This is a genomic window from Pseudomonas brassicacearum subsp. neoaurantiaca (assembly GCF_013608025.1).
GTDB lineage: Bacteria > Pseudomonadota > Gammaproteobacteria > Pseudomonadales > Pseudomonadaceae > Aquipseudomonas.
The window spans coordinates 74,950-98,472 of the sequence record NZ_VDLV01000007.1 but is presented as its reverse complement, the minus strand read 5'-3'; the positions used below and the strand labels follow the sequence as shown (position 1 = coordinate 98,472).

General features: G+C 56.9%; 14 protein-coding genes. 8 read left to right on the top strand and 6 right to left on the bottom strand.

Translation table 11 applies throughout. The features are described 5' to 3' along the window. Positions 1-26: 26 nt before the first annotated feature. Positions 27-1,622: a GMC oxidoreductase gene (locus FHK92_RS05435; RefSeq protein WP_181287174.1), complete on the bottom strand. Its 1,596-nt coding sequence runs from the start codon at positions 1,620-1,622 to the stop codon at positions 27-29. Between the two features lie 596 nt (positions 1,623-2,218). Here FHK92_RS05435 and FHK92_RS05430 point away from each other — a divergent pair. From FHK92_RS05430 to FHK92_RS05400, 7 genes are all read left to right on the top strand, one after another. Continuing rightward, a complete protein-coding gene (locus tag FHK92_RS05430; RefSeq protein WP_181287173.1) occupies positions 2,219-3,364 on the top strand; it encodes an iron-containing alcohol dehydrogenase in 1,146 nt (381 codons plus the stop codon). A gap of 102 nt (positions 3,365-3,466) precedes the next feature. Further along, a complete protein-coding gene (locus FHK92_RS05425) occupies positions 3,467-5,317 on the top strand; it encodes a hypothetical protein (RefSeq protein WP_181287172.1) in 1,851 nt (616 codons plus the stop codon). A gap of 1 nt (position 5,318) precedes the next feature. Further along, positions 5,319-6,566, top strand: a complete 1,248-nt coding sequence (locus FHK92_RS05420) for an aminotransferase class III-fold pyridoxal phosphate-dependent enzyme (RefSeq protein ID WP_181287171.1) — start codon at positions 5,319-5,321, stop codon at positions 6,564-6,566. Continuing rightward, the gene (locus FHK92_RS05415) at positions 6,563-7,294 is read left to right on the top strand and encodes a PIG-L deacetylase family protein (protein ID WP_181287170.1); all 732 of its coding nucleotides are present in this window, start codon (positions 6,563-6,565) and stop codon (positions 7,292-7,294) included. Before FHK92_RS05420 ends, FHK92_RS05415 begins: the two co-directional genes overlap by 4 nt. A gap of 93 nt (positions 7,295-7,387) precedes the next feature. Next, a complete protein-coding gene (locus tag FHK92_RS05410) occupies positions 7,388-8,662 on the top strand; it encodes a DegT/DnrJ/EryC1/StrS aminotransferase family protein (RefSeq protein ID WP_181287169.1) in 1,275 nt (424 codons plus the stop codon). 110 nt (positions 8,663-8,772) lie between these two features. Next, on the top strand, positions 8,773-10,605 hold the full coding sequence (locus FHK92_RS05405; protein ID WP_181287168.1) for an ABC transporter ATP-binding protein: 1,833 nt from the start codon (positions 8,773-8,775) through the stop codon (positions 10,603-10,605). 76 nt (positions 10,606-10,681) lie between these two features. Further along, on the top strand, positions 10,682-14,431 hold the full coding sequence (locus FHK92_RS05400) for a hypothetical protein (RefSeq protein ID WP_181287167.1): 3,750 nt from the start codon (positions 10,682-10,684) through the stop codon (positions 14,429-14,431). Positions 14,432-14,576: 145 nt separating this feature from the next. Here FHK92_RS05400 and FHK92_RS05395 read toward each other — a convergent pair whose 3' ends face one another. After that, complete coding sequence (locus FHK92_RS05395) at positions 14,577-16,094, bottom strand: sensor histidine kinase (protein WP_181287166.1); 1,518 nt, start codon at positions 16,092-16,094, stop codon at positions 14,577-14,579. Between the two features lie 239 nt (positions 16,095-16,333). Here FHK92_RS05395 and FHK92_RS05390 point away from each other — a divergent pair, with 239 nt between their 5' ends. Then, on the top strand, positions 16,334-17,068 hold the full coding sequence (locus FHK92_RS05390) for a response regulator transcription factor (protein WP_181287165.1): 735 nt from the start codon (positions 16,334-16,336) through the stop codon (positions 17,066-17,068). A 99-nt stretch (positions 17,069-17,167) separates the two neighbouring features. Here the strand turns inward: FHK92_RS05390 and gabP are convergent, their stop codons facing one another. The 4 genes from gabP to dnaN form a co-directional block, all read right to left on the bottom strand. Continuing rightward, entirely contained in the window at positions 17,168-18,562 is a 1,395-nt protein-coding gene (gene gabP / locus FHK92_RS05385) for a GABA permease (RefSeq protein WP_181287164.1), read from the bottom strand. Between the two features lie 305 nt (positions 18,563-18,867). Then, positions 18,868-21,285, bottom strand: coding sequence for a DNA topoisomerase (ATP-hydrolyzing) subunit B (gene gyrB / locus FHK92_RS05380; protein WP_181287163.1), 2,418 nt, complete (start codon positions 21,283-21,285; stop codon positions 18,868-18,870). Positions 21,286-21,290: 5 nt separating this feature from the next. Next, complete coding sequence (recF, locus tag FHK92_RS05375) at positions 21,291-22,394, bottom strand: DNA replication/repair protein RecF (protein ID WP_181287162.1); 1,104 nt, start codon at positions 22,392-22,394, stop codon at positions 21,291-21,293. Positions 22,395-22,414: 20 nt separating this feature from the next. Further along, a complete protein-coding gene (gene dnaN, locus FHK92_RS05370; protein ID WP_003196145.1) occupies positions 22,415-23,518 on the bottom strand; it encodes a DNA polymerase III subunit beta in 1,104 nt (367 codons plus the stop codon). Positions 23,519-23,523: the final 5 nt, after the last annotated feature.

Below are 23,523 nucleotides of genomic sequence, written 5' to 3'. Positions count from 1 at the left end.
TTGTGTCCACTTTCTGAATGATTCAGTTAAGGAAGGACGGCAGCGCCTCCCAAGACGCTCAAATGACCCGCTGCATCGCGGACTATCTGGCGAGCAATTCTCAGGGCATTGGCCTGGATGGTCAGAGTAGGATTCACTCCGCCGGGGTAGGGCATATAGCTACCATCCACTACGTAGACGTTATCCACCGAATGGAGCTTTCCTTCCCGATCCACCACCGACGTTCGTGGGTCATTACCAGCGCGACAGGTGCCGTGCAGGTGAGTACTTCCCATTGCGAAGTTCGAGGCCTCATATTGGATATTCCTTACGCCAGAGGCCTTAAGCCAATCAGCTGAGCGCTCCACCATATATGCTAGGCGTGCCAGATCTTTTGAGCTCGTCGTATAGTCGATCATCAACCGCGGCAGTCCCCATGAGTCCGTACTGCTGGAGAGCCGGACCCGATTCCCGAGAGACGGATGATCAGCAAGAATGGTTTCCACGCGCAATACCAGACCATCGTCCGGAATCAGGCTGTAGTCGTCATGCTTGGCTTCGTAGATCAGCCCGCCAACACCAGTCGGACAGCGGTCGTCCAGATAATGATCAAACGTACAAATCGTCGAGAATGGCCCCCGATAACCTATTGGATGATCGTCAACTTCTTGCCGGTCTACATTCACGACACCTTGCGAATATTCGCTGAGCTTCATGCAAAGACCCCGACCGACCATATCGTGCTCGTTGCCGAGCCCCCTTGGTGCGAGAGACGAGACCGAGCGCAGCAGTAGCGCGGCGGTTTGAATTGCATTACAGGCCAGCACAAAACGGTGCCCGCGGATGGAACGAACTTGACCTGTTGTAGTGTCCATGCACCGGACCGAGCTGGCGCGATTGCAGCGTTCCTGCGTCAGCGCCATGGCCTTCACACCAGTCAACAGCAGCAAATTAGGCATGTCAGCCAAAGGACCGAGCAAGGAATTCACCACATCGCGCTTGGCACCGCGTGTGCACTGTGCCGTGATACATAAGGAGCAGTGGTCGCACCGGCTGCGGTCTATCGCTACAGGGGTTGAGCGGGGAGACAGACCGAGCTGGAGGGCCCCTTCCCAAAGATGTTCTGCGGGCAGGCTCAAAGTAATTGGAGCCTGGGTTCGCTTGCATTCGAACCCAGTTCGATCAATGGAGAGAATCGACTCTATCTCGGTGTAGAAAGGAGCCAGATCGGAAGAGCCGATGGGCCATTTCACCGGTAGCCCCTCGACACGGATGCGCTCGCTGGGATCGAAATCGAATTCGGTATACCGAAACGAGGCCCCACCATAGAAAACCGTGCCACCGCCAAGATTACGCGTGCTCCATGGCCATCCCTGCGAACTCCACCCTTGAGCGCAATTGCCGGCCAATGCGTGCTCAGTCTGCGCGTCAACGTCCGCATTCTTCGCACTAGTCTTGAGTCGCACTCCTTCCTCCAACATGAGGGTACGAAGCCCAGCGCGAACAAAGGTGTCTGCAGCAACCGCACCAGCTGCCCCACTACCAATAATGACCACGTCAAAGGGATCATCTAATAGAGTATTTGACCGTAATCCATGCAAATGGGAAGCACCGAGTGGACGATCTTCGAAGTACTGATCCATAGGAGAAGTCATTATCATGAGACGTCCTCTGACGTGATTTACATGAAGGCACGCAAATGCCAACTTATTGAGTAGCACCACCCAACATGTACTGAATCTACATATTATCGAATAATAGCTAACGCCTTTGAGAAGGCTCGCTCTTTCTGTGAAAGTAAAACAACCTTAGCAGAGAAGCAAATCGTGAGAATTGAAAATTTGTAAATTTAATTTTTTACAAATAGAAATGTGACATTAAGGCGTAGCCTCTTTCCTAAGCCTTTGTAAGGCGTTTCTGAATAAAATTTTTTGGCGTTGTCCAGATATCGCCACAGAGATGTAACATACTATCTCCATTCATTGACAGCACACCAACTTCAACTAGATTGAAAGTTCAAGTGCCAGCGCTTGTTCGGTGCAGGTATACGAATAGAGAACTGTGCTTGTTCCATAGATCCTGGATTTTCGTATGCGTGACGCGTTTGTCATATAGGCATGATTCGCAAGTCAGCGTTCTGTGATCTGGGCAAAAATAGCAGCCAGCAGCCAGCTTCCGGCACGGTAACGATAAGCAGCCTCGCGGCTATCAATGTCGGTGTATAACTGGAGAGAGTCTTATGCATAACTTGCAGCTTCAATTCGAAGATGAGCATTATCCGGTGTGGATCGGCGTGCGATGTCTGGATGAAATCATATCCAGGTTACGTGAACTCGGTGCCTCAAGCTATCACGTGATTACGGATAGAACTGTCAGTCAGTTGCATGCGGACGTATTGTACGAGGAGCTAACGGCTCAAACTTCTTCGAGCCTTTGGGTCGTCGACAACGGCGAATCATTTAAATCCTTGAAAACTGTCGAGCATTTTGCACAAGAAATGGTGCGCGCTGGTATTGATCGAAGCAGCGTAATCGTCGCCATGGGTGGTGGGCTCATCGGAAATCTCGGTGGGTTAATAGCCGCGTTGCTTTTTCGAGGTATTCGTCTTGTACATGTACCTACGACATTAATAGCGGCGGCAGACTCAGTAGCCTCACTCAAACAGGCAGTGAACTTATCTCTAGGTAAAAATTTGCTGGGCTGCTTTCACAAACCCACAGCTGTTCTGATTGATATCAATTTTCTTCGAACACTTCCGGCGACGCAAATTCGGTCCGGCATGTGCGAGATCATAAAAAACGCATTGACCGTGGCCACCGAGAACATTCCACTGCTAGAAAGTGGTTTGAAGCCAGACGCATATTATTCCGATACGGAACTAATGGTCATTGTCAAGGCAGGTTTGCTTGCAAAGCAAAAAGTGATGAGGGCCGACAAATACGAGCGCAGAGAGGCCCTCGTGTTCGAATATGGCCACACTGTTGGTCATGCAATCGAACTAGCGGCAGAAGGCCGAATACCGCATGGAGAAGCCGTCGGCCTTGGAATGATCGTTGCTGCCGAAGCTGCTCGTCGTCTAGGACGGCTGAGTGACTCGGGCCGGAACCTTCATCATCGTCTACTCAGACGTAACGGACTAATGGTTCGGTTACCAATCGGAGTGACTGTCGCCGCAGTGATGGCGCTGTTGCTCACGGACAACAAGCGGGGTTATGTCTGCGCTCGTCCTGACCAGGTTGCCATGATCCTGCTGGATGATTTGGGCGTTCCGGCCGGCCCCCTTGGTAGGCCGTTGATATTAGTCGAAGCCTCGCTAATTCAGTCTTGCATTGAAGATTGTTTAACAAACATCAAAGACCTTGTCGTCGGGGAAAGTCAGCCGTGACAAGTGCACTCTTCATATCCTGGACCATGACGGGCCTGCCGATCACTAGCTACGTGGGTCTCTCGCGACCGACGCGATCACGGATCTCTATATGTGATAATTATGAACAACCTTCTTGTTAACCAGCCTACTCAGTCGGGTCCCGTAGGACTGTTGCACATCGATATCGGGCGAGTACTGAGTCGCCTGCGCGCCGCTGCCGCCCCTGGAACCCATGACCTGTACCTGGTGGCTTGCGCCAGTGTGCAATTTTGGGCCGATCTGCTCGCTGTGAGTAGACTAAACGGCGTACTCGCCGATACGACGATGGAACAAATCGAAGAGCAACTTCGCCGCGCCGAATGCGAAGCCGATTGCGCCGCACAAGTGATGCTAGGCCGAATAGCTGCCGCATCCGAAAACATCGATCACCTTGCTTATGCAAGTGTCGCGCTCCATTTAAACTCGTCCCCCGCTTCCCTTAGTAAAATGCTTCACCTGCCGATCCCAGAGTGCTGCGGCTACGACCTTGCCGATCTCGAACTGATTGCCGACGACGTTGATCGATTAACTGCGCAAGTGGGCCTTGATAGGGCCTTCCTAATTGTTGGGATCCGCACCGGTGGAGCATATCTTGCTCCGCTCTGGAAGGTAGTCCTGACCGGATTGGGTGCCGCCGACGTGCACTGGTGTACGGTGCGCCCGCGAGAAGGATCCCCAACGCTTGATGGCTTGGAAACCGTTTGGGCCTGGTTGGAGCACCGACTCGCCCCTGTGGTCGTAGTGGTGGACGACCGGCCGGATACCGGGGCCACCATCGAACTTGTCGCGGAGCCGTTGCGCGAGCCCGGCATCGATCTATGGTTTTCGAGCGTTGGAAAGCTTTGGCGCGGTCCGACAAGTCGCTCGATGCCAACACACTCACCGTCGTACATGAGGCGCGACGTGCGTGCGCCACGGCTTTGGGAATGCTTACTACCTAGAGAACAACCTGAATTTATCGCAAGACTGCGGGAGACAGCGGGCATACCTTCGCTCCCGGCCCAAGCGCAAATGCACTTCCGGTGCCCACAAGGTGAGGTGCGTTACGGGTTCGGTCGCGCCTGGCTCCCATGGAATGACCCAGGAGTCCTGAATGGACATCGGCCTCTGGTGAACCCACGCAAGACGCCGATCGAAATTCTTGGACCTGACGGTGATGCGTTGTTACATCTGCGATTCATCGGTGAAGGCGTGTTCGGTCGTGCTGAGTTCGATCGCCTGCGGAGGATGAGGTCTACTAGTGAAACCTGGTTGGTTGACGGCTATGCCATTACGGCTGACATCGGCGTCACGCGGTCATTCCAAGAGCAATTCCATACTGCAAGCCCGCCGAACCGAGCCGACTTACTGCTTCAAGCGGCAAACTGGCTGGCCGTCCCTGAATGGCAGACCCTTGCGCATACATACCACAGCCCTGTGGTCATGACGCTTGATCCGCGCTGGTCGGCAATTGTAGGGGTCATGCAAGAGCGTTTCAGTTTCGATCCGCTCCAAGAGATAGCTGAGCCACTGAGAGCGTTTCTAACGGAGCCGGTACCGTGGCCCGGACGGGAGGGTAGAGCGTTCCGTTCGTCCCTGCGTTATAGCAGTGGTGGCTGGCATTGGCAGGTTGACCGACACGGAAAACTTCATCGCTTTCAACTGGAAGCAAACTGGGGCGACATCAGTTTTCCCGAGCTGGAATTGGCAGCTTTCATTCTCGAGAATCGCCTGAAGATCGAAGACGCTAGACAACTCGCATCCCTGTGCGGTCTCGCTTGGTGGAGCGTCCGGGGGAGCTTGTCCCTGGCTGCCTTGATGATCATCGAGTCAAGAGTGCGCAGCGTGAGAATCCCTAGCGACAGGGGACGCATCACTTTCTGCGAAGATTTCCGTCAATTGATTAGGACAACCTCCGAGTTGGCCGAGATCGACACATCTTCCGGGAAATAACATGGACAGACCTCACCATATCGTAACCGACATCTACACCGCACAGCCCAGGCTTCGCGCCGTCAGTTCCAGTGGCGCCAAGGTGACGCTATCGGACGGCAAGCAATACATCGACCTGATGAATGGTAAAGGTAGCGTCACGCTTGGGCACCACCACCCGGCTGTGAATTCAGCTATTGCGCACCATCTCCACAGCGGGCTGGCGTCGGCGACGTGCTGGAGCAATCTGCATGAGACGCTCACAAATCGGATCATCGACGACGTCGAAATGGACGAAGCACGACTTGCCCTGTTCAGCACAGGGACGGAAGCCTGCCGTGCCGCTGTTCAGGTTGCGCGGCAATTCACGGGACGGCACGTGATTGCGAGCGCGGGATATCACGGCTGGGGCGACTATTGGGCGAGGAGCGACCACCTGCTGGAAGCCAATGCGAGTGGCGTCATTGATTTCTACTTTGTGCCGGAATTGCTCGAACAGTTGCTTGAGCAGCATCGAGGACAAACAGCCTTGGTGATTTTGTCTCCCGACTACATCCACCTGCAACCGGATACGCTTCGTCGGTTGGCGCAGATCGCTAAGCATGAGGGGGTACTGCTGTGTTGCGATGACGTCAAGCAAGGCTACCGCTCGATGCGTGCCTCCAAATTTCCAGGGACGGTGGGCTTCCATGCAGATCTGTATACCTTCGCCAAAGGTTTGGCGAATGGCCACCGGCTGTCATGTCTGGTGGGCCGATCCGATGTGATGGCTGCGGCAAAGGAGTTCACCTATACGGCCTATTTTGACACGATCCCGATCGTAGCGGCGTTGGCAACGCTGGACTACATGGACAACCACGACGGTTACCAGCGATTAGTCCAGTGCGGAGCCACCCTGGCTGCAGAGATGCGTAATATCGTGCGACGTAGCGAGCTGCCAATCGAGATATTTGGCGATGGTCCGATGCTGCAAATCGTGGGTGCCACCGAGGCCCTGGATCAGACCCTATATACGAATTTCGCCATGGCGGGCCTGCTTTTATACGAAGGTGACAATCAAACAGTCTCACTCGCGACCAGCGATGTACTTGACGAATTGCTGGACCGTTTTGAGAAAGGACTTACAGCCACTTCGCAGTGTTTTGGAAGAAGCTACCCCGCGTCTATCAGCCCGCAGCGGCGCTTCCAGGCCGCCTTTCGCATGATAGACGGAGCCAACGATGTCGTTCCCGTTGAGGAAGCGATTCGTTGGATCAAGGAGGAGCGATGATCCCGTCATCCCTGGAATCAATGCTGGGTAAGCGAATCCTGATGCTCTCGCCGCACGCTGACGATGTTGCCTACTCCATAGGCGGCATCGTGGCGCGGCTTTCCATGCGAGCAGATCTCCATCTGATGACAATCTTCGGCCACAGCGGATGGGCATTGACGAAGGCTTCGCGCGCGAAATCCACAGATGCGATATCGGCAGAGCGGGAGCAGGAGGACCGTGCGTATTGCGCGCGACGGTGGATCGATTACGACCTTCTGCCCTGCCCGGACAGCTTTGCAATGGGATATGACGAAGCTACGGAACTCAGCACCGCCGCCAGCGATGATCCGAGGACCGAGGGCGTGGTGAACTTGATCCGAAACGCCGTGGCATGTCGGATGCCTCAGGTTGTGTTTGCTCCGTGCGGTCTTGGCGGTCATATCGATCATCAGATCGTACGAGTTGCCGCAGATACGCTGGATCACGTCGACGTCCTTTATTACGAAGACACTCCCTACAGTTCGAGCTTGTCGCTTCCGGAACTCGAAAGACAGCTCACCATTCAAGGTCTGGCACCCGCAATAACGGCCAACATCGAAGTGGTGCTGGAAAGCAAATGCGAAGACATGTGGGGCTACCGCTCACAGACCAGTGCATCAACTATTGCCGAGATGCTGCTACATGCCGGCCGTGTCGGCACCGGCACCGCACGATATGCAGAGCGTCTGTGGCGCCGCCTGAATTGAATCCGTTCTAGCGAAAGAATCCAGAACAACCGTTGGCCTGACTCCATGACCGTCATGGACAGACCGAATTAACCCTGATTGACGGAGGTATCGATGTTGGAAAAGCTAGCAATTTATGGAGGAGCTACGGTCCACGATGGTAATTGGCCCAATTGGCCTCAGAGCACTGAGAACACCAAACGTAATGTCAACGCCGTGCTCGGTAGCCACCGATGGTCCATCAGTGGTCAATACCGTGGGCAGCCATCTTGGGAAGAGCGTTTCGGGCAGGCGTTTGCCGAATACACTGGAGCAGGGTATTGCGTGCCGTCCTCGACGGGTACCGCCAGCTTGAGCATGGCGTTGGAGGCCTGTGAAGTTGGGGCGCACGATGAGGTGATCGTACCAGGTGTGAGCTGGGTCGCATCGGCATCCGCAGTACTTGGGATCAATGCTATTCCCGTCCTGACCGACGTGGACCCCAAGACCGGTTGCCTTGATCCAGTGGCCGTTGAGCGCGCAATCACGTCGCGTACGCGAGCTATTACTGTGGTCCATCTTGGATCGGCAGTCGCCGACCTGGATCGCCTGGTGGCTATCGCCCAGGCGCACGCCATCCCATTGATCGAAGATTGCGCCCAGGCACATGGAGCCCGGTACGCCGGTCGGCATGTTGGTTGCTTCGGCGCGGCCGGTACGTTTTCGATGCAGCACAGCAAGCTGCTGACGAGCGGCGAGGGCGGGGCGGTGATTACTAACAACGCGTGCCTAGCACGACGCTTGGCACATCTGCGGGCCGACGGCCGAACGCTCTCTGCGCAGCCGCCTGGAATGGATGAGATGGCACTGGTCGAGAGCGCGGAGATCATGGGCAACAACCACTGTCTCTCGGAATTTCATGCTGCCGTCCTGGTGGCACAACTGGAGATGTTGGACGAGCAACTGGCACATAGACGTCGTAATGCCGCCACTCTGGACAACTTTCTGGTGTCTCTTGGTTTCCTGCCACAAGCTACCGCCCCTCGTACCACGGAGCGGGCGCATTACACCTATGTGGTGCGATTGCCACAGTCAATTGTTGAGACACATGGTGCAGAGCAGTTCGCTACGGCGCTGTCTGCAGAAATCCGGCTGCCCTGCAAGACGATGTACAGCGCGCTTAATCTGAATCGTCTCTACAAGCCATTCTCTCGAAACCGGTTCGAGTTGGGCAAGACATTCACCGATGCGGTCGATCCATCCCGCTATCAATTGCCTATAGCGCAAGACTTTTCCAGGTCCTGCATCGCTTTGCCTCACCGCATGCTGCTGGCCGATGCGAGCGCGATAGAACATGTGGCTATCGCCTTTGAAAAGGTAGCTAGGTTAATCGATAACCGTTGTGCTTGAGCGGATATGCGCCCGGCGCTTTTATCGCATTGTCTTCGGTATGACAAAACACTGCGCCCTGTCCAGTAGGGCGTGTGTCATCAGTCTCAGACTGTCAGTGAGGCTATATTTTGCTCGGCTTCTTTGAAAAATTACTCTACCCGTTCCCTACCACAAAACCATTCCTGCCACCCCAGGGGTTCTTCGCCTTTATTTGGGCTTGTACGCAGGGCGTACGCGGCAAGATCACCGCTATGGCGGCACTCACGATGATTATGTCGGCGTTGGATGCGCTGCTGATTGCCATGCTCGGACGCATAGTCGACTGGCTCAGCGTGCAAGTGCCGTCGCGGCTGTGGGCTGAGCGCGGCGAGACCTTACTATGGCTGGTCGCCGTAATGGTGGTGAGCATTGCAGTAGTGGCGCTGCAGACGTTCGTTAAGCATCAGACCCTAACGGTGAACCTGCCCATGCGCCTGCGGTGGAACTTCCACAGGTTGATGCTGGGGCAGAGCATGGCCTTCTATCAGGGTGAATTCGCAGGTCGTATCACCGCCAAAGTGATGCAAACCTCACTTGCAGTCCGCGAAACCATTTTCGTGTTGGCCGACGTCATGGTCGCTATGAGTGTATACGTGGCGACCGTGATCATTCTGATTGGCGTGCTCGATGCGCAACTAGTATGGCCCTTCTTGATCTGGCTCGTCCTCTACGGTGCCGCGTTGGGCTATTTCGTGCCTCGTCTTGGCAGGTTTGGTAAGGAGCAGGCTGATGCGCGTGCGCTGTTGACGGGACGCGTGACCGACGCTTATGCCAACATCGCCACTGTCAAACTGTTCTCTCACACGCAGCGCGAGGCAGGATTCGCGCGCGAGGCAATGCTCGAATTCATGCGCACTGGCTATGGTGAGATGCGGCTGGTGAGCGCCTTTGAAATTGTCAACCATCTCCTAAGCATCGGACTCACGATTGGCACGGCAGGAGCCGCATTGTGGCTATGGTCAGAAGGTGCCGTGGGAGTGGGCGCCGTCGCCGCTGGCACCGCTATGGCGTTGCGCCTGCAGGGTATGTCGCAATGGCTCATGTGGGAGATGACCAGCCTATTCGAGAACGTCGGCACAGTACAGGACGGCATGAAGATGCTATCAATCCCACCTGCCGTTCTCGATATACCTGGCGCCGTCACGCTTGCAGCAACCCGTGGCGAGGTATGCTTCGAAGGGGTGAACTTCCGCTACGCCGAAAACGGTCGACGCGTGATCGACGATCTGAACCTCACAGTCAGGCCCGGTGAAAAGATTGGCCTGGTTGGCCGATCAGGGGCTGGCAAGTCGACGCTATTGAACTTGCTGTTGCGCTTCCACGATCTAGAAAGCGGTCGCATTCTGATCGACGGGCAGAACATCGCAAACGCTACGCAGGATTCGTTGCGCAGCCAAATCGGCATGGTCACGCAAGACATCTCGCTTCTGCATCGGTCGGTAGCCGACAACATTTCCTACGGTAGACCCGACGCGACACCCGCGCAGATTGAGGTGGCTGCCCGGCGCGCAGAGGCACATACCTTTATCCAAAATCTCGGCGATGCGAGCAAACGCTGCGGTTACGAGGTGCATGTAGGCGAGCGCGGCGTCAAACTCTCGGGTGGACAACGTCAGCGTATCGCCATTGCGCGCGTGATGCTGAAGGACGCACCGATCCTCCTGCTCGACGAGGCGACCAGTGCACTTGATTCCGAAGTCGAAGCTGTCATCCAGAAAAGTCTTTTTCAGCTAATGGAAGGCAAGACCGTGATCGCGATCGCACACCGACTGTCCACCATCGCGTCAATGGACCGTTTGATCGTGCTTGATGAGGGACGTGTTATCGAACAGGGTGATCATATGACGTTGCTTGCGCGAGGTGGTCTTTACGCGAGGTTATGGGCTCACCAGAGCGGTGGATTCCTGGGCGAGCCAAAATGAAAGTGCTCGGCCCAATGAAGACGCACCTGCGCCGAAAGTGCCGTGATGCTGAGATATCCCAGTTGCTGGCCCATCCATGCTGCGCCACCCTATTCATCGAATTTTGCGTGCTAAAACCATGACTACAGACGAAGAACGGCTCTACGGACCCAAGCTGGATCGGCTTCTGCACATTCGGAAGATCGAATCACTGGGTAGTCTTGTCCTACCTATCTTTCCGATCGCCCCATTGCCAAACGCAGGGGCGGGAAACCAGGGACAAACAGATGATGCGGTATCGATCTACGCAACCGCTTTAGAAAAAGCTTTTCCGCAGATGACGCGAAGCGTGATGGACGTTTGTGGTCCCGCGCCGTGGATCGTGCGTAGTGCGGGTAATGAGGACCTGGCGGATCAAGTCAATGCCGGCGGCTACGAAAGCCTGATATGTCCCGAGCCGCAAGCACTGATACGGTGCATTGCCGCTGTGGCCATGAGTGAATCGACCGAGCATGCACGACGCCAGCTCGCACTTTCTGGGCGTTACGACCATGACGGGGCAATCCCATGCTTTGTGCAGCCGCTGCTGAAGATCGATGTCTGCGGCGATGTCGGTCACGATCATTCGCCGTATTTGGACACGGCAGTTCTTGATCACATGGAGGCCGTGTGTAACGAACTGATGCAGGTATTTGGCTTCACGGTGATCGATTGCGAATGGGGCCTTGAGACAACACTTGGCTTCGTGTCCGTGACCACCGTCATGCCGAGAAACTCACAGTTAATGAACGTTGCACATACGATCGGCTTCGGCTTCGCCAGCGCTCAAAATACTGGCTCGCGGGCGACAACTCTAGCATTACGCCCGGCTTGCTCAGACCTCAGGCTCTGGCGCGGACGCCATCTGCGCGAGACGACGGTACAACGGTTACATCTGTTGCAGGCGCGGCCGGCGCATCCCGATGATGCCTTTCGCGACCGTGATGTGTTGACTGACGCATGCCGAGAAACATTGACCGGGCGCTACGACGTCGCAGACGCGAGCTTGTTGATACTGGGGGCACAATCCTCGGGCCGCGCATTAGTCGCGCCGGATCTCATGAGCGCCTGGCGCCGGTATCTCGCGTTCAACACGCGGGAGCAGGCCGACGTGGCGGTGGTGGTCGTGGACGAAGGCAATGCGGAGGAACACGCGGGTATCATGTTCCGGCAGCAAAAAATTACCTGCGTCAGGATGGACACTCGACGTATGCGAGCCGAAGCAGATTGCGTTGTTCTTGACCGCGGTACCTGCATTCTCGGTGACTCGACGATGCTGAGATCAATTCAAAGTGAGCGTTGCCGAGAGTTGGTGTTGCCCGACGGCTGCGCGTGCGTCTTCACCGATGAGGTGCTGTTTCCTGGCGGCGAGCTGACGCGAGACTGCGTCGAAGTCCTTTCTCAGTTACGTCATCTGCCGGTCGCGCAAGAAGTCAGGGAACAGCTGCTCGCACGTAGCGAGCAGCCAATGCAAGCCAGATGGATGCAACGCGCCGACGCAGTGGTGGAATCTCCCTCTCTGCTCGGGGCAATCTGGCGATCAAAGCACCTGGGGTATGCCGGCGAATGCTGCGCATCCACTGAGTTTGCCAGAGACTACGAACGTGCTGTCCGGGTGTCAGAGGATGCGCCACAGCGCAAACTGCCTACACTGTTCGCGCTATCGCCCGCAACACGCACATTGGTCTCCAGTGGTGACCTTCGAATCGTCATGGCACTGCTTGACTGTGAGGCCGCGGCGTCCTGGGCGCCGCCGCAAACTTTGCGCCGTCTGCTCGATTCGGCCGTCGTACAACTGACGGTGTTTCGGCGCGACAACGCCGTATTGATTCTTGAAAGCGTAGCCTTCGTCAAGACAGAATGTGCGCGACTCCCGGTTTATGTGCCGAATGAAGCCATCTCCTACCTCAACGCGTTGGCGCTCGATAGTGAAGACGGTTTGTTTGTCGATGCGATGGTATCCATCCGTTCATTGGAATTGCCAATTGCAAGTGGGATCCTGCTTCTGCGACAGGCTCTCGCCAATCCCACAATCCTTGAGCCGGTGGATGCGTTCCGGCAGTCAGTAGCGTTGTTTAGGGGGATTGTGTCCGGGGGCGACGCATCGGAGCACCTTCCTCAGCAACTCAACGATTCCTATTTGATGCTTCGGGGGGCGCTGTACGAGTCTGGTCTCGAAAACGTCGCCGAGCAGATCAGGGGATCGCTAGTTGAAACTTATGACGCCTCATTGAAAGGACTGCTAGGACGCACGGTGGAGGAGGGCGACCCTAGCAGCTACCGCCGCTACCTCATAGTGATGCTACGGTGGATTGAGTTCCTGAGCATCGAATCGCTGCCTGAGCGCGATGTCGCAGTGCTTCAGCGCTTTCAAATTTGGCTGCGTCAGTGGACTGATGAAGCGATCCCCAAGTCATTCGAAATACAGGACCGTAACTGGCAGTTCGAGTTTGACACCATCATGGATTCCCGCGAGACACTGCAGAGGTACGAGAATCCGCACGTTCTACACAATCTCCTCCACCAATTCTCCCTGGCGGGACTACGGCTTGATACGCAGGGGCTTCCACTACGTGTACAAGCGCTCGAACGCTTCTGCTCAACGTTTAGTAGTCGCTCGACGAAAGTTCTGCGTTTTGAGCGAGAGTTGCTCGAGATCCAGATACCGATGGGAACGCACAAGGCGAGCTACGTGTTCACGCCGCGGCAGATCACGGTAGAGTGGACGGAGCCGCCTGATTGTCCCGACAGCGAAATCGCGCGGATCCTGGCGTTTGAGATATTCCTCGATCGATTCCGCGCCTGGATGTTCCCAGCACTGACGATCCGGCGCGAGCGGGTGCTAGGTACCTGGACGCTGTTCATTCGTCTCAATGCGCAAGGATCAGATCCTTGGGACTACGAGCGTCTCTGGCACTTTGTGGTCGCCACGCGTTTGCTATTCGACGCCTCTTATGATTTCTCGTATGTCGCCAACGAAGCCGTCGACATCTTCTCAGAACATTTCGACGGGTTGGAATGGAAGGCAATACTCAGCACCCTAATAGGACATCGTGCGGTGCTTGAAGACGCGTCGCAGTACGTCGCCTTGCACGCCCTACCAATGTCGTCGACGATCGCCGCTATAGCACGCAGCCGAATCGTTCGTGGTCTGCTCTTACGTTGTCAGCGCAGGGGGTTCAATTATTGCCGGGGCTTGATTGACGGGTATGCGCGCTGGCTGAATGTGGAAACCGAGGACGATGAGCTGTGGTACGAACGCTATGAGTCGCTCCGGCAGGCCAGCCTTTTCCTGGCGGCGAAGTGGCCGAGCAAAACGCTTTCGGAACTCGCCGGGAGAGACGCCTTCAATATCGGCGATGACCTGATCGCAGCCTGCCTGTTCAAACGCTCGGACCTGGCGGATGAACTCCGGCACGTCGTGACGAGGGGCTTGTCAATGCTATCGGGAATGCCGGGGATGATCGTGCGGCATGCCCCCGAAATTGCTGTGGTGGGCCGTGGCGCATCGTCCCTGGCTGAGGAACTGGTCGGCACCGGAGTTCGATTTCGCCGCGCGAAACATTTTTTGGTCGCTCGATTTAGTGACCGTCTTGACCAGAAGATATTAGCGTCTCTCCTCCAGGACTTGGACGCGGTCCCGTGGGGGTATAGCGCCGCCGCTGAGCAGGCCATTCAGACGCAGTTATTGATTCTCGGGTCTGTCTGCCGATTTGAACTAGAAAAAGGCATCGATTGGACGACGCTAGATTCGTGGCCGACACTTGTGCAACGGCGCCCCGCCTACTCTGGACCGGCCGAGTGTTGATCTATAGTACGAACCTCGAGCATAAACATGTTAAGCAAGCCCAACTGAAAGGCACGTAACTGTATAGGTAATCCGAATCAGCGTGCTGAGACGCTCATGTCGCGGTTGGGCTTCGCCAGAAACAGATCCGCCTGGCAGATTTCTTTTAATTTTCCAGCAACGGGAAGCGCAGGCTGAACGTCGTGCCCTTGCCCACCACGCTGTAGCACTCGATCTTCCCCTCGTGGTGGTCAACCACGGCCTTGACCATCGATAAACCCAGGCCAATTCCATCAACCCCTTGGGCCGACGAAAATCGTCGGTACTGGCTGAACAGGTCCGGCAGTTCTTCGGCGCTGATGCCTTTGCCCTGGTCGGCGACATTGCAGATCAACCAGCCCGATGCGCAATGCACCTGCAGGGAAATGCAGGCGTTGGGCGGGCTGTATTTGATGGCATTTTCCAGCAGATTGAACAGCGCACGGGTCAGCAACGATTGATCCGCCCTCACCATCGCCTCTTCATCTTCCAGTTCATGAACCAACTGGATGCGCTTTGCCTGGGCGATGGGTAGCGCTTGGTCGAGCACATCCAGCACCAGCATCGCGAACAGCGTGGGTTGGAACTGATACGCCTCGGATTCCGCCTTGGCCAATTGCACGAACCCCTCGGTCAGGTCCAGGGCTCGACGTACCTGGCGCTCGATCTGGTCGAACAGCGGATGATCGCCGCCCGCCTGGTGCCGCTGCACATCGAGCAGCGCGAGGATCGCCGAATGAGGCGCGCGCAGATCATGGGAGAGGAAACGCAGCATGACGCTACGCTGTTCTTCCGCCTCACGTTCGGCGCTCAGGTCGGTGAGGCTCAACAGCCAGCCAATCGGCGCATCGCCATCAACCGGGAACAGCGCCGCCCGTTCCAGGCGCAAGCTTCGCTCGCGAATGTCGCGAAACTCTACCAAGGGCAGTGTGGATAACCGGTGATACGCCCGATGCTCCAGCCCGGGATAACCCAATTGCGCGAGATGTTCGAGCACATCGCCGCCCGCCAGACCATGGCCGAACAGCTCACGCGCCTTGCGATTACCGAGCAGCAACTTGCCTTGAGGATCGCTGATCATGGTCGCCACGGGCAGGTATTCCAGGCCGTCGGCGATGAAGCGCCGGGTGTCGCGGGTTCGGCTCATGGCTTGTTCCAGGGCCATGATCTGCCCCTGCAAACGATCGCTGCCGGTGTACGAAGTACGACGACGTTCCGGGAAGACCTTGGGCTCCGCATCCAGGCGTGCCAGCTCCCAGCCGAAATAGGCCAACACCACGCTTAAGCGTCGCCAATTCCAAATCAAGTAGCCGAACATGATGCCCAGCACACTGGCCATGGGCGACCACCACCAACCCTGCGCGCCCAGCACAGCGCTCATCAGCAGGGCCAGGCTCATGCCGCCCACTGTTGTCCACAGGGCCAGGCGCGGACGCAACAGCAACAAACCCAACACCCCACCCACCAGGCACACCGACAACAACGCAGCGCCTGATTGATTGCCCGTTGATTGACTGCTCAATGACAGCAAGGCCGTCAACGGCAACAGCAGCAGACTTATCCACAACCACTCCCGCACCAACTGGCGGAACAACCGCTGGACCTGGGTGGGCTCACGACTCTCACGGCGACGCTGGTTACTCATAGGCCTCCTGGCCGAACTCAAGGACTGTGGATATCTTCACGGGCCGCCATCACGCCGACCTGTTGAAAGCACACGACTATAACGGACGCGATGGGTGGCGCGCTGCTGCCTTTCCCTCTGTGCCGCGAGCCGGTATTGTCGCAGCCAGCGACGGGTCAATGACAACGAATCAGTCTCTGGCAGACGCTCATTGCCACCTGAAGATGTCCGTTACTTTCGAGATCAAGGAATCGCATTCCATGCGTGTCGCCATACTGGACGATGAACCGGCCGAACTGCGCCGGGTAGAACAGACACTGCAACAAATCCCTAGCAGGAACGAGCAAGCCTGGACCCTGCATAGCTTTGAACGAGGCGAAGACCTGTTACGGCAATTGCGGCGGGAAACCTTCGACTTGTTGATCCTCGATTGGCAATTGCCTGATATCAGCGGCCTTTCCTTGCTGCGCTGGACGCGCGAGCACATGGACTCGCCGCCGGCCGCCATCATGCTCACCAGCCGCGACGGTGAGCATGATATCGTCCAGGCCCTCAACGCCGGTGCGGACGACTACGTCAGCAAACCGTTCCGCCCCAACGAACTCAAGGCCCGGGTCACCGCAGTGCTACGCCGCCACAACTTGCAACGCACTCCGGCCAGCGAGGTGCTGGTCTTCAATGACTTGGAATTCGACGATGCGGAACTGACCGTCACCCGTGCCGGCATTCCCATCAGCCTGACCGAGCGGGAGTACCGCCTGGCCCGCTGCCTGTTCGCCAACCTGGGCCGGCCGCTGTCACGTGAGTATTTTTATGAGCGCTTCTGGACCCACGAGGAAATGACCTCGTCTCGTCCGCTCGACACCCATATCTATCGCCTGCGCAACAAGCTCGGGCTGACGGCGGATCGGGGTTGGCAGTTGCTGACGATCTATGGCTATGGGTATCGATTGGAGAGTGTGGCGGCGGGGAGTGAGACGTCGGTGGCGAGTTAAAGATTGGCGAGGGAGCTTGCTCCCGCTTGAGTGCGAAGCACTCACAAAAGGGGCCGCTACGCAGCCCAGCGGGAGCAAGCTCCCTCGCCACAGTGGATATCACCCGATCGTCTGCGCCAACCTTCCCGATTTTGCGATCCGGCGACGCTGCATCAACACGCCGAACAGCACCACCAATACGCTTAGCAGTCCTGTCGCCAGGATCTCTACACGATGGGCTTCCTGGAACAGCATGATGGTCAAGGCCCCGACGATAAAGACGATCACTGCGTAGGTCAGGCCTGGAAACAGCCACATGCTGAAGGCAACTTTTTCACCGCGAGCCATTCGTTGCTTGCGCATGCGCAGCTGTGAAACCGCGATGACCAAGTAAACCAGCAGAGCAATGGCGCCCGAGCTGGCAAGCAGGAATTCGAACACCGCGGCCGGAGCTACATAGTTGGCAAACACCGCCAGGAAGGCCGCACCGGTCGACAGCATCACGGCCCAATAAGGCGTACCGCTTTTGTTGGTGCGCTGGGAAACAGCTGGCGCATCACCACGCTTGCCCAACGAGAACATCATCCGCGACGCCGTATACAGTGCCGAGTTCAGACAACTCGTTACCGCAACCAGGACGACGATATCAACGATCAGCTTGGCATCGGGGATACCCATGCGTTCAAGCACCGTCTGATACGAGCCGATACTGGCCAGGAGCGGGTCGTTCCACGGCACCAAGGCCACGACGATGAAGATGGACACGAGATAGAACAAGCCAATCCGCCAGATCACCGAGTTGGTTGCCTTGGAAATCTGCTGGCCAGGGTTCTTCGATTCGGCAGCGGCAATGGTCACGATCTCGGTGCCCATGAATGAAAACATCGTGGTAAGAATCGCGCCCAGTACCGCGCCCATGCCGTTTGGCATGAAACCTTGGGTATCGAACAGGTGCGAAACACCACTGACTTGGCTAGTGGGCAGTAAACCGAATATCGCCAGCAAGCCAAGACCGACGAAACCAATGATCGCTACCACTTTGACCAGGGCGAACCAGAATTCGAATTCGCCATAGTTCTTCACGCTGAACAGGTTCGTGACGGTCAGCAGCAACGTAATGACCAGCGTGAAAGCCCATATGGCCACGTTCGGGAACCAGGCATGCAGGATCGTTGCGGCAGCGTTGGCCTCCAACGGAATGACCAGGACCCAGAACCACCAGTAGAGCCAACCGATGGTGAAGCCTGCCCAACGACCGATCGCCCGGTCCGCATAGGTAGAAAAGGAGCCGGTGTCCGGCGACGCCACCGCCATCTCGCCCAGCATGCGCATCACCAGCACCACCAACGCACCCGCAGCAGCGTAGGCCAACAACACGGCTGGACCGGCCGCTGCAATCGCATGGCCGGAACCGACGAACAGTCCTGCGCCAATCACACCGGCGATGGAGAGCATCGTCACATGACGGGGCTTGAGCCCTTGCTCCAGATTATCGAAAGTTTGCGTACCACTCATTGAGACTACCCTTGGTATTTGGATTTTTTCGTACCATCTCGTCCCATCGCTTTCTGTAAATTTAAAGAAACGATGTGTAAGTTATTAAACACGCAAATTTTGCGCCAGAATATTTGAAGCTCCCGTAATCCGGGACTCTTCCAAGATTCGTAACTCATTTAGAATGAAGGCTTTATGCCAGGGTGTTACCTGCTTACCCCTTAAAGGGCCACTTGGGTTAGAAAGAAGGCAGCTGTTTTCAAGCGTAAAAAAAAAGCCAACGCATGTGCGTTGGCTTTTTGTTGGAACGGGGTGCTGCGCAAGGATCAGAAATCCAGGTTAGACACCGCCAGGGCATTGCTCTCGATGAAGTCACGACGTGGCTCGACCGCATCACCCATCAGGGTGTTGAAGATCTGGTCCGCGCCAATGGCGTCTTCGATGGTGACTTTCAGCATGCGACGCGAGCCCGGATCCATGGTGGTTTCCCATAGCTGATCAGGGTTCATCTCACCCAGCCCTTTGTATCGCTGGATGGTGTGGCGCTTGGTGCTTTCGGCCATCAGCCATTCAAGGGCTTCCTTGAACTCGGTCACGGCTTTCTTGCGCTCACCGCGCTGAATATATGCACCTTCGTCCAGCAGCGTGCTCAGTTGCGCGCCGAGGGATACAACTGTCTTGTAGTCGTTGCTGCCGAAGAAGTCGCGGTTGAAGGTGACGTAGTTCGACAGGCCGTGGGAGATCAGTTCGACCTCCGGCAGCCAGACGTTACGTTCACGGTCTTCGCGCAGGCTGGCCTTGTAGACCAAGCCAGATTTTTCCACGGTACGCAGACGTACTTCGTACTGGGCCAGCCAATCCTGCATCGCTGCGTGATCGGACAGTTGCTCCAGGCTGACGGCTGGCAGGTAGATGAAGTGCTCGGTCAGTTCCTGTGGGTACAGGCGCGACAGGCGCTTGAGGGTTTTCATCACCAGGCGGAAGTCATTCACCAGGCGCTCAAGGGCTTCACCGGAAATGCCCGGAGCGTCCTCGTTCAAATGCAGGCTCGCGTCTTCCAGGGCCGACTGCGTCATGTATTCTTCCATGGCGTCGTCGTCTTTGATGTATTGCTCTTGCTTGCCTTTCTTGACCTTGTACAGCGGCGGCTGGGCAATGTAGATGTAGCCGCGCTCGATCAGCTCCGGCAACTGGCGGAAGAAGAACGTCAGCAGCAGGGTACGGATGTGCGAACCGTCGACGTCGGCGTCGGTCATGATGATGATGTTGTGATAGCGCAGCTTGTCGATGTTGTACTCTTCGCGACCGATGCCACAGCCCAGCGCGGTAATCAGCGTGCCGACTTCCTGGGAGGAAATCATCTTGTCGAAGCGCGCCTTCTCGACGTTGAGGATCTTGCCCTTGAGCGGCAGGATGGCCTGGGTACGACGGTTGCGACCCTGCTTGGCGGATCCGCCAGCAGAGTCACCTTCCACGAGGTACAGCTCGGACAGGGCAGGGTCCTTTTCCTGGCAGTCGGCCAGCTTGCCCGGCAAGCCGGCGATGTCCAGCGCGCCTTTGCGGCGAGTCATCTCACGAGCCTTGCGCGCCGCTTCACGGGCACGGGCGGCGTCGATCATCTTACCGACCACCAGCTTGGCTTCGTTCGGGTTCTCCAGCAGGAAGTCGGAGAAGTACTTGCCCATTTCCTGTTCGACCGCGGTCTTCACTTCGGAAGACACCAGCTTGTCCTTGGTCTGGGAGCTGAACTTCGGATCCGGGACCTTCACAGAGATGATCGCCGTCAAGCCTTCACGGGCATCGTCACCGGTAGTGGCGACTTTGTGTTTCTTCGCCAGGCCTTCCTGTTCGATGTAGTTGTTCAGGTTACGGGTCAACGCCGAACGGAAGCCCACCAAGTGAGTACCGCCGTCGCGCTGCGGAATGTTGTTGGTGAAGCACAACAGGTTCTCGTTGAAGCTGTCGTTCCACTGCAGGGCGATTTCTACGCCGATGCCGTCTTCACGCTGGACGTTGAAGTGGAACACCTGGTTGACCGGGGTCTTGTTGGTGTTCAGGTACTCAACGAACGCACGCAGGCCACCTTCGTACTTGAACAGCTCTTCCTTGCCGCTGCGCTCGTCCTTGAGGACGATGCCGACGCCGGAGTTGAGGAAGGACAGTTCACGAATCCGCTTGGCCAGGATGTCCCAGCTGAAGTGAATGTTCTTGAAGGTTTCGCTCGAAGCCTTGAAATGGATCTGGGTGCCGGTGGTCTCGCTGTCGCCGACAATCGCCATCGGTGCCTGAGGCACTCCATGGACATAGGTCTGTTCCCAGATCTTGCCGCTGCGGCGAACAGTCAGAACCAGTTCTTCGGACAGTGCGTTCACCACCGAGACACCTACGCCGTGCAAGCCGCCGGAAACCTTGTAGGAGTTGTCGTCGAACTTACCGCCAGCATGGAGGACGGTCATGATGACCTCGGCGGCGGAGACACCTTCCTCTTTATGCACGTCTACCGGGATGCCACGGCCGTTATCGCGAACGGTGATCGATTCGTCCGGGTGGATGATGATGCTGATATCGTCGCAATAACCGGCGAGGGCTTCGTCGATGGAGTTGTCGACCACCTCGAACACCATGTGGTGCAGGCCGCTACCATCGTCGGTGTCGCCAATGTACATACCGGGACGTTTGCGTACGGCATCCAGGCCTTTCAGCACTTTAATGCTCGTTGAGTCGTACGTATTTTCTTCGCTCAATGCCTTCACTCCCGATGGTCGTGGGTCTGGGTGATACGGCCCTGTTCCACGTGGAACAGAGCGACTGGCGTTTCCGTCTGCCAGCCTTCCCTCAATAATTCGTGGTCTACACAGGTAATGAATACCTGGCAGCGTAAGTCTTCCAGCAAGCGGCACAGCGCGCGGCGGTGGGCCTCGTCCAGCTCGGACGGCAAGTCATCCACCAGATAAATACACTGACCGCGACGGGCCTGGCTGACCAGATGCCCTTGGGCGATACGCAAGGCGCACACCACCAACTTCTGCTGCCCCCGGGACAAAATATCCGCGGCGTTATGTGCGCCCAATCTAAGACGCAAGTCAGCGCGTTGTGGCCCAGCCTGGGTGTGTCCCATCTGCTGGTCACGCTGCAGCGAGCCAGCCAGCACGGCACTCAATTCCCGGTCCTTGTCCCAGCCTCGGTAATAGCTGAGCGTCAGGCCCTCAAGCTCAATCAGTTCGCTCAAGGTCTGCTCGAAGACCGGTTTCAAGGCTTTGATGTAAGCACGGCGGTATTCATCGATTTCAGCGCTGGCCTGGCACAGTTCCCTGTCCCAAACCGCTTGCGAAACGGCGTCAAGTGTACCATGTCGCAGCCAAGAGTTTCGCTGGCGCAGCGCCTTCTGCAGACGTTGCCAAGTCGCCATGAAACGCGGTTCCACGTGGAACACACCCCAGTCGAGGAACTGCCTGCGGATCTTCGGCGCGCCTTCCAACAGGCGGAAGCTATCCGGGTTTATCAGCTGCAAAGGAAGGATCTCTGCCAGCTGCGCAGCGCTGCGGGCGTTCTGCCCGTCGATGCGGATCTGGAACTCGCCTTGACGATCCCGTGAAATCCCTAGGGCGCTGTGGCCGCCTTCCGCCAATTCCACCTGCCCGAACACCGTGCACGCCAGTTGATCGTACTGGATGACCGGTAACAGGCGGGCGCTGCGAAACGAACGGGCAAGCCCAAGCAGGTGCACGGCTTCCAGGACGCTGGTTTTGCCGCTGCCGTTGGCGCCGTAAAGGATATTGATGCGGGGGGAAGGGGAGAAGGTCACCGGGTGCAGATTGCGCACCGCGGTGACCGAGACGCGACTTAAGGACATCTAGCTTCTGCTGAGCATGATTACAGACGCATCGGCATGACAACGTAAGCCGAATCGTCGTTGTCGGACTCCTGCACCAGCGCACTGCTGTTGGAATCGGACAGGATCAGACGAACCTGCTCGGTGGTCATTACACCCAGCACGTCGAGCAGGTAGCTGACGTTGAAACCGATTTCCAGGGAGCCGCCGTTGTACTCAACGCCCACTTCTTCTTCCGCTTCTTCCTGCTCCGGGTTATTTGCCTGGATCTTCAGCTGACCATTGGCCAGTTGCAGGCGAATGCCACGGTACTTCTCGTTGGAGAGGATCGCGGTACGGCTGAAGGCTTCGCGCAAGGCCTGACGATCGCCCAGCACCAGCTTGTCGCCACCTTTGGGCAGCACGCGCTCGTAATCAGGGAACTTGCCGTCCACCAGTTTCGAAGTGAAGGTGAATTCTCCGGTCGTGGCGCGGATGTGGTGCTGACCCAGCACGATGCTGACGTTGCCGTCGGGCTCGGTCAGCAGGCGGGCCAGCTCCAGGATACCTTTGCGCGGCACGATCACCTGGTGGCGATCCGGCTGACCGATATCGGCCTGCATCGAGCACATGGCCAGGCGGTGACCATCAGTGGCAACAGCACGGATAACGCCGGCAGACACTTCCAGGAGCATGCCGTTGAGGTAGTAACGTACGTCCTGCTGGGCCATGGCGAAGCTGGTGCGTTCGATCAGGCGACGCAATTTGCTCTGGTCCAGGCTGCAGGTCAGCGAACCCGGGCCTTCTTCCACAGTTGGGAAATCGTTGGCGGGCAAGGTGGACAGGGTGAAGCGGCTGCGACCGGCCTTGACCACGAGCTTCTGCTCATCGACCTTGATGTCGATCAGCGCATCGTTGGGCAGGCTCTTGCAGATGTCCATCAGCTTGCGCGCCGGCACGGTGATGGAACCCGGATCGGCCGGTTCCTCAAGTTGCACACGACCGACCAGTTCGACTTCCAGATCGGTACCGGTCAGCGACAATTGCTGGCCTTCGACAACCAGCAGCACGTTGGAAAGTACCGGCAAGGTCTGGCGGCGTTCGACGACGCCCGCGACCAGTTGCAGGGGTTTCAACAGGGCTTCGCGTTGAATGGTGAAATGCATGGTCT

Excerpts from the sequence above, each read along its gene's own strand:
- gabP (WP_181287164.1), bottom strand. The coding sequence starts at position 18,562 with ATGAGTGGTACGCAAACTTTCGATAATCTGGAGCAAGGGCTCAAGCCC.
- dnaN (WP_003196145.1), bottom strand. The coding sequence starts at position 23,518 with ATGCATTTCACCATTCAACGCGAAGCCCTGTTGAAACCCCTGCAACTG.
- FHK92_RS05400 (WP_181287167.1), top strand. The coding sequence starts at position 10,682 with ATGCTGCGCCACCCTATTCATCGAATTTTGCGTGCTAAAACCATGACT.
- FHK92_RS05390 (WP_181287165.1), top strand. The coding sequence starts at position 16,334 with ATGCGTGTCGCCATACTGGACGATGAACCGGCCGAACTGCGCCGGGTA.
- FHK92_RS05425 (WP_181287172.1), top strand. The coding sequence starts at position 3,467 with ATGAACAACCTTCTTGTTAACCAGCCTACTCAGTCGGGTCCCGTAGGA.
- FHK92_RS05410 (WP_181287169.1), top strand. The coding sequence starts at position 7,388 with ATGTTGGAAAAGCTAGCAATTTATGGAGGAGCTACGGTCCACGATGGT.
- FHK92_RS05435 (WP_181287174.1), bottom strand. The coding sequence starts at position 1,622 with ATGGATCAGTACTTCGAAGATCGTCCACTCGGTGCTTCCCATTTGCAT.
- FHK92_RS05415 (WP_181287170.1), top strand. The coding sequence starts at position 6,563 with ATGATCCCGTCATCCCTGGAATCAATGCTGGGTAAGCGAATCCTGATG.
- recF (WP_181287162.1), bottom strand. The coding sequence starts at position 22,394 with ATGTCCTTAAGTCGCGTCTCGGTCACCGCGGTGCGCAATCTGCACCCG.
- FHK92_RS05420 (WP_181287171.1), top strand. The coding sequence starts at position 5,319 with ATGGACAGACCTCACCATATCGTAACCGACATCTACACCGCACAGCCC.
- FHK92_RS05395 (WP_181287166.1), bottom strand. The coding sequence starts at position 16,094 with ATGAGTAACCAGCGTCGCCGTGAGAGTCGTGAGCCCACCCAGGTCCAG.
- FHK92_RS05430 (WP_181287173.1), top strand. The coding sequence starts at position 2,219 with ATGCATAACTTGCAGCTTCAATTCGAAGATGAGCATTATCCGGTGTGG.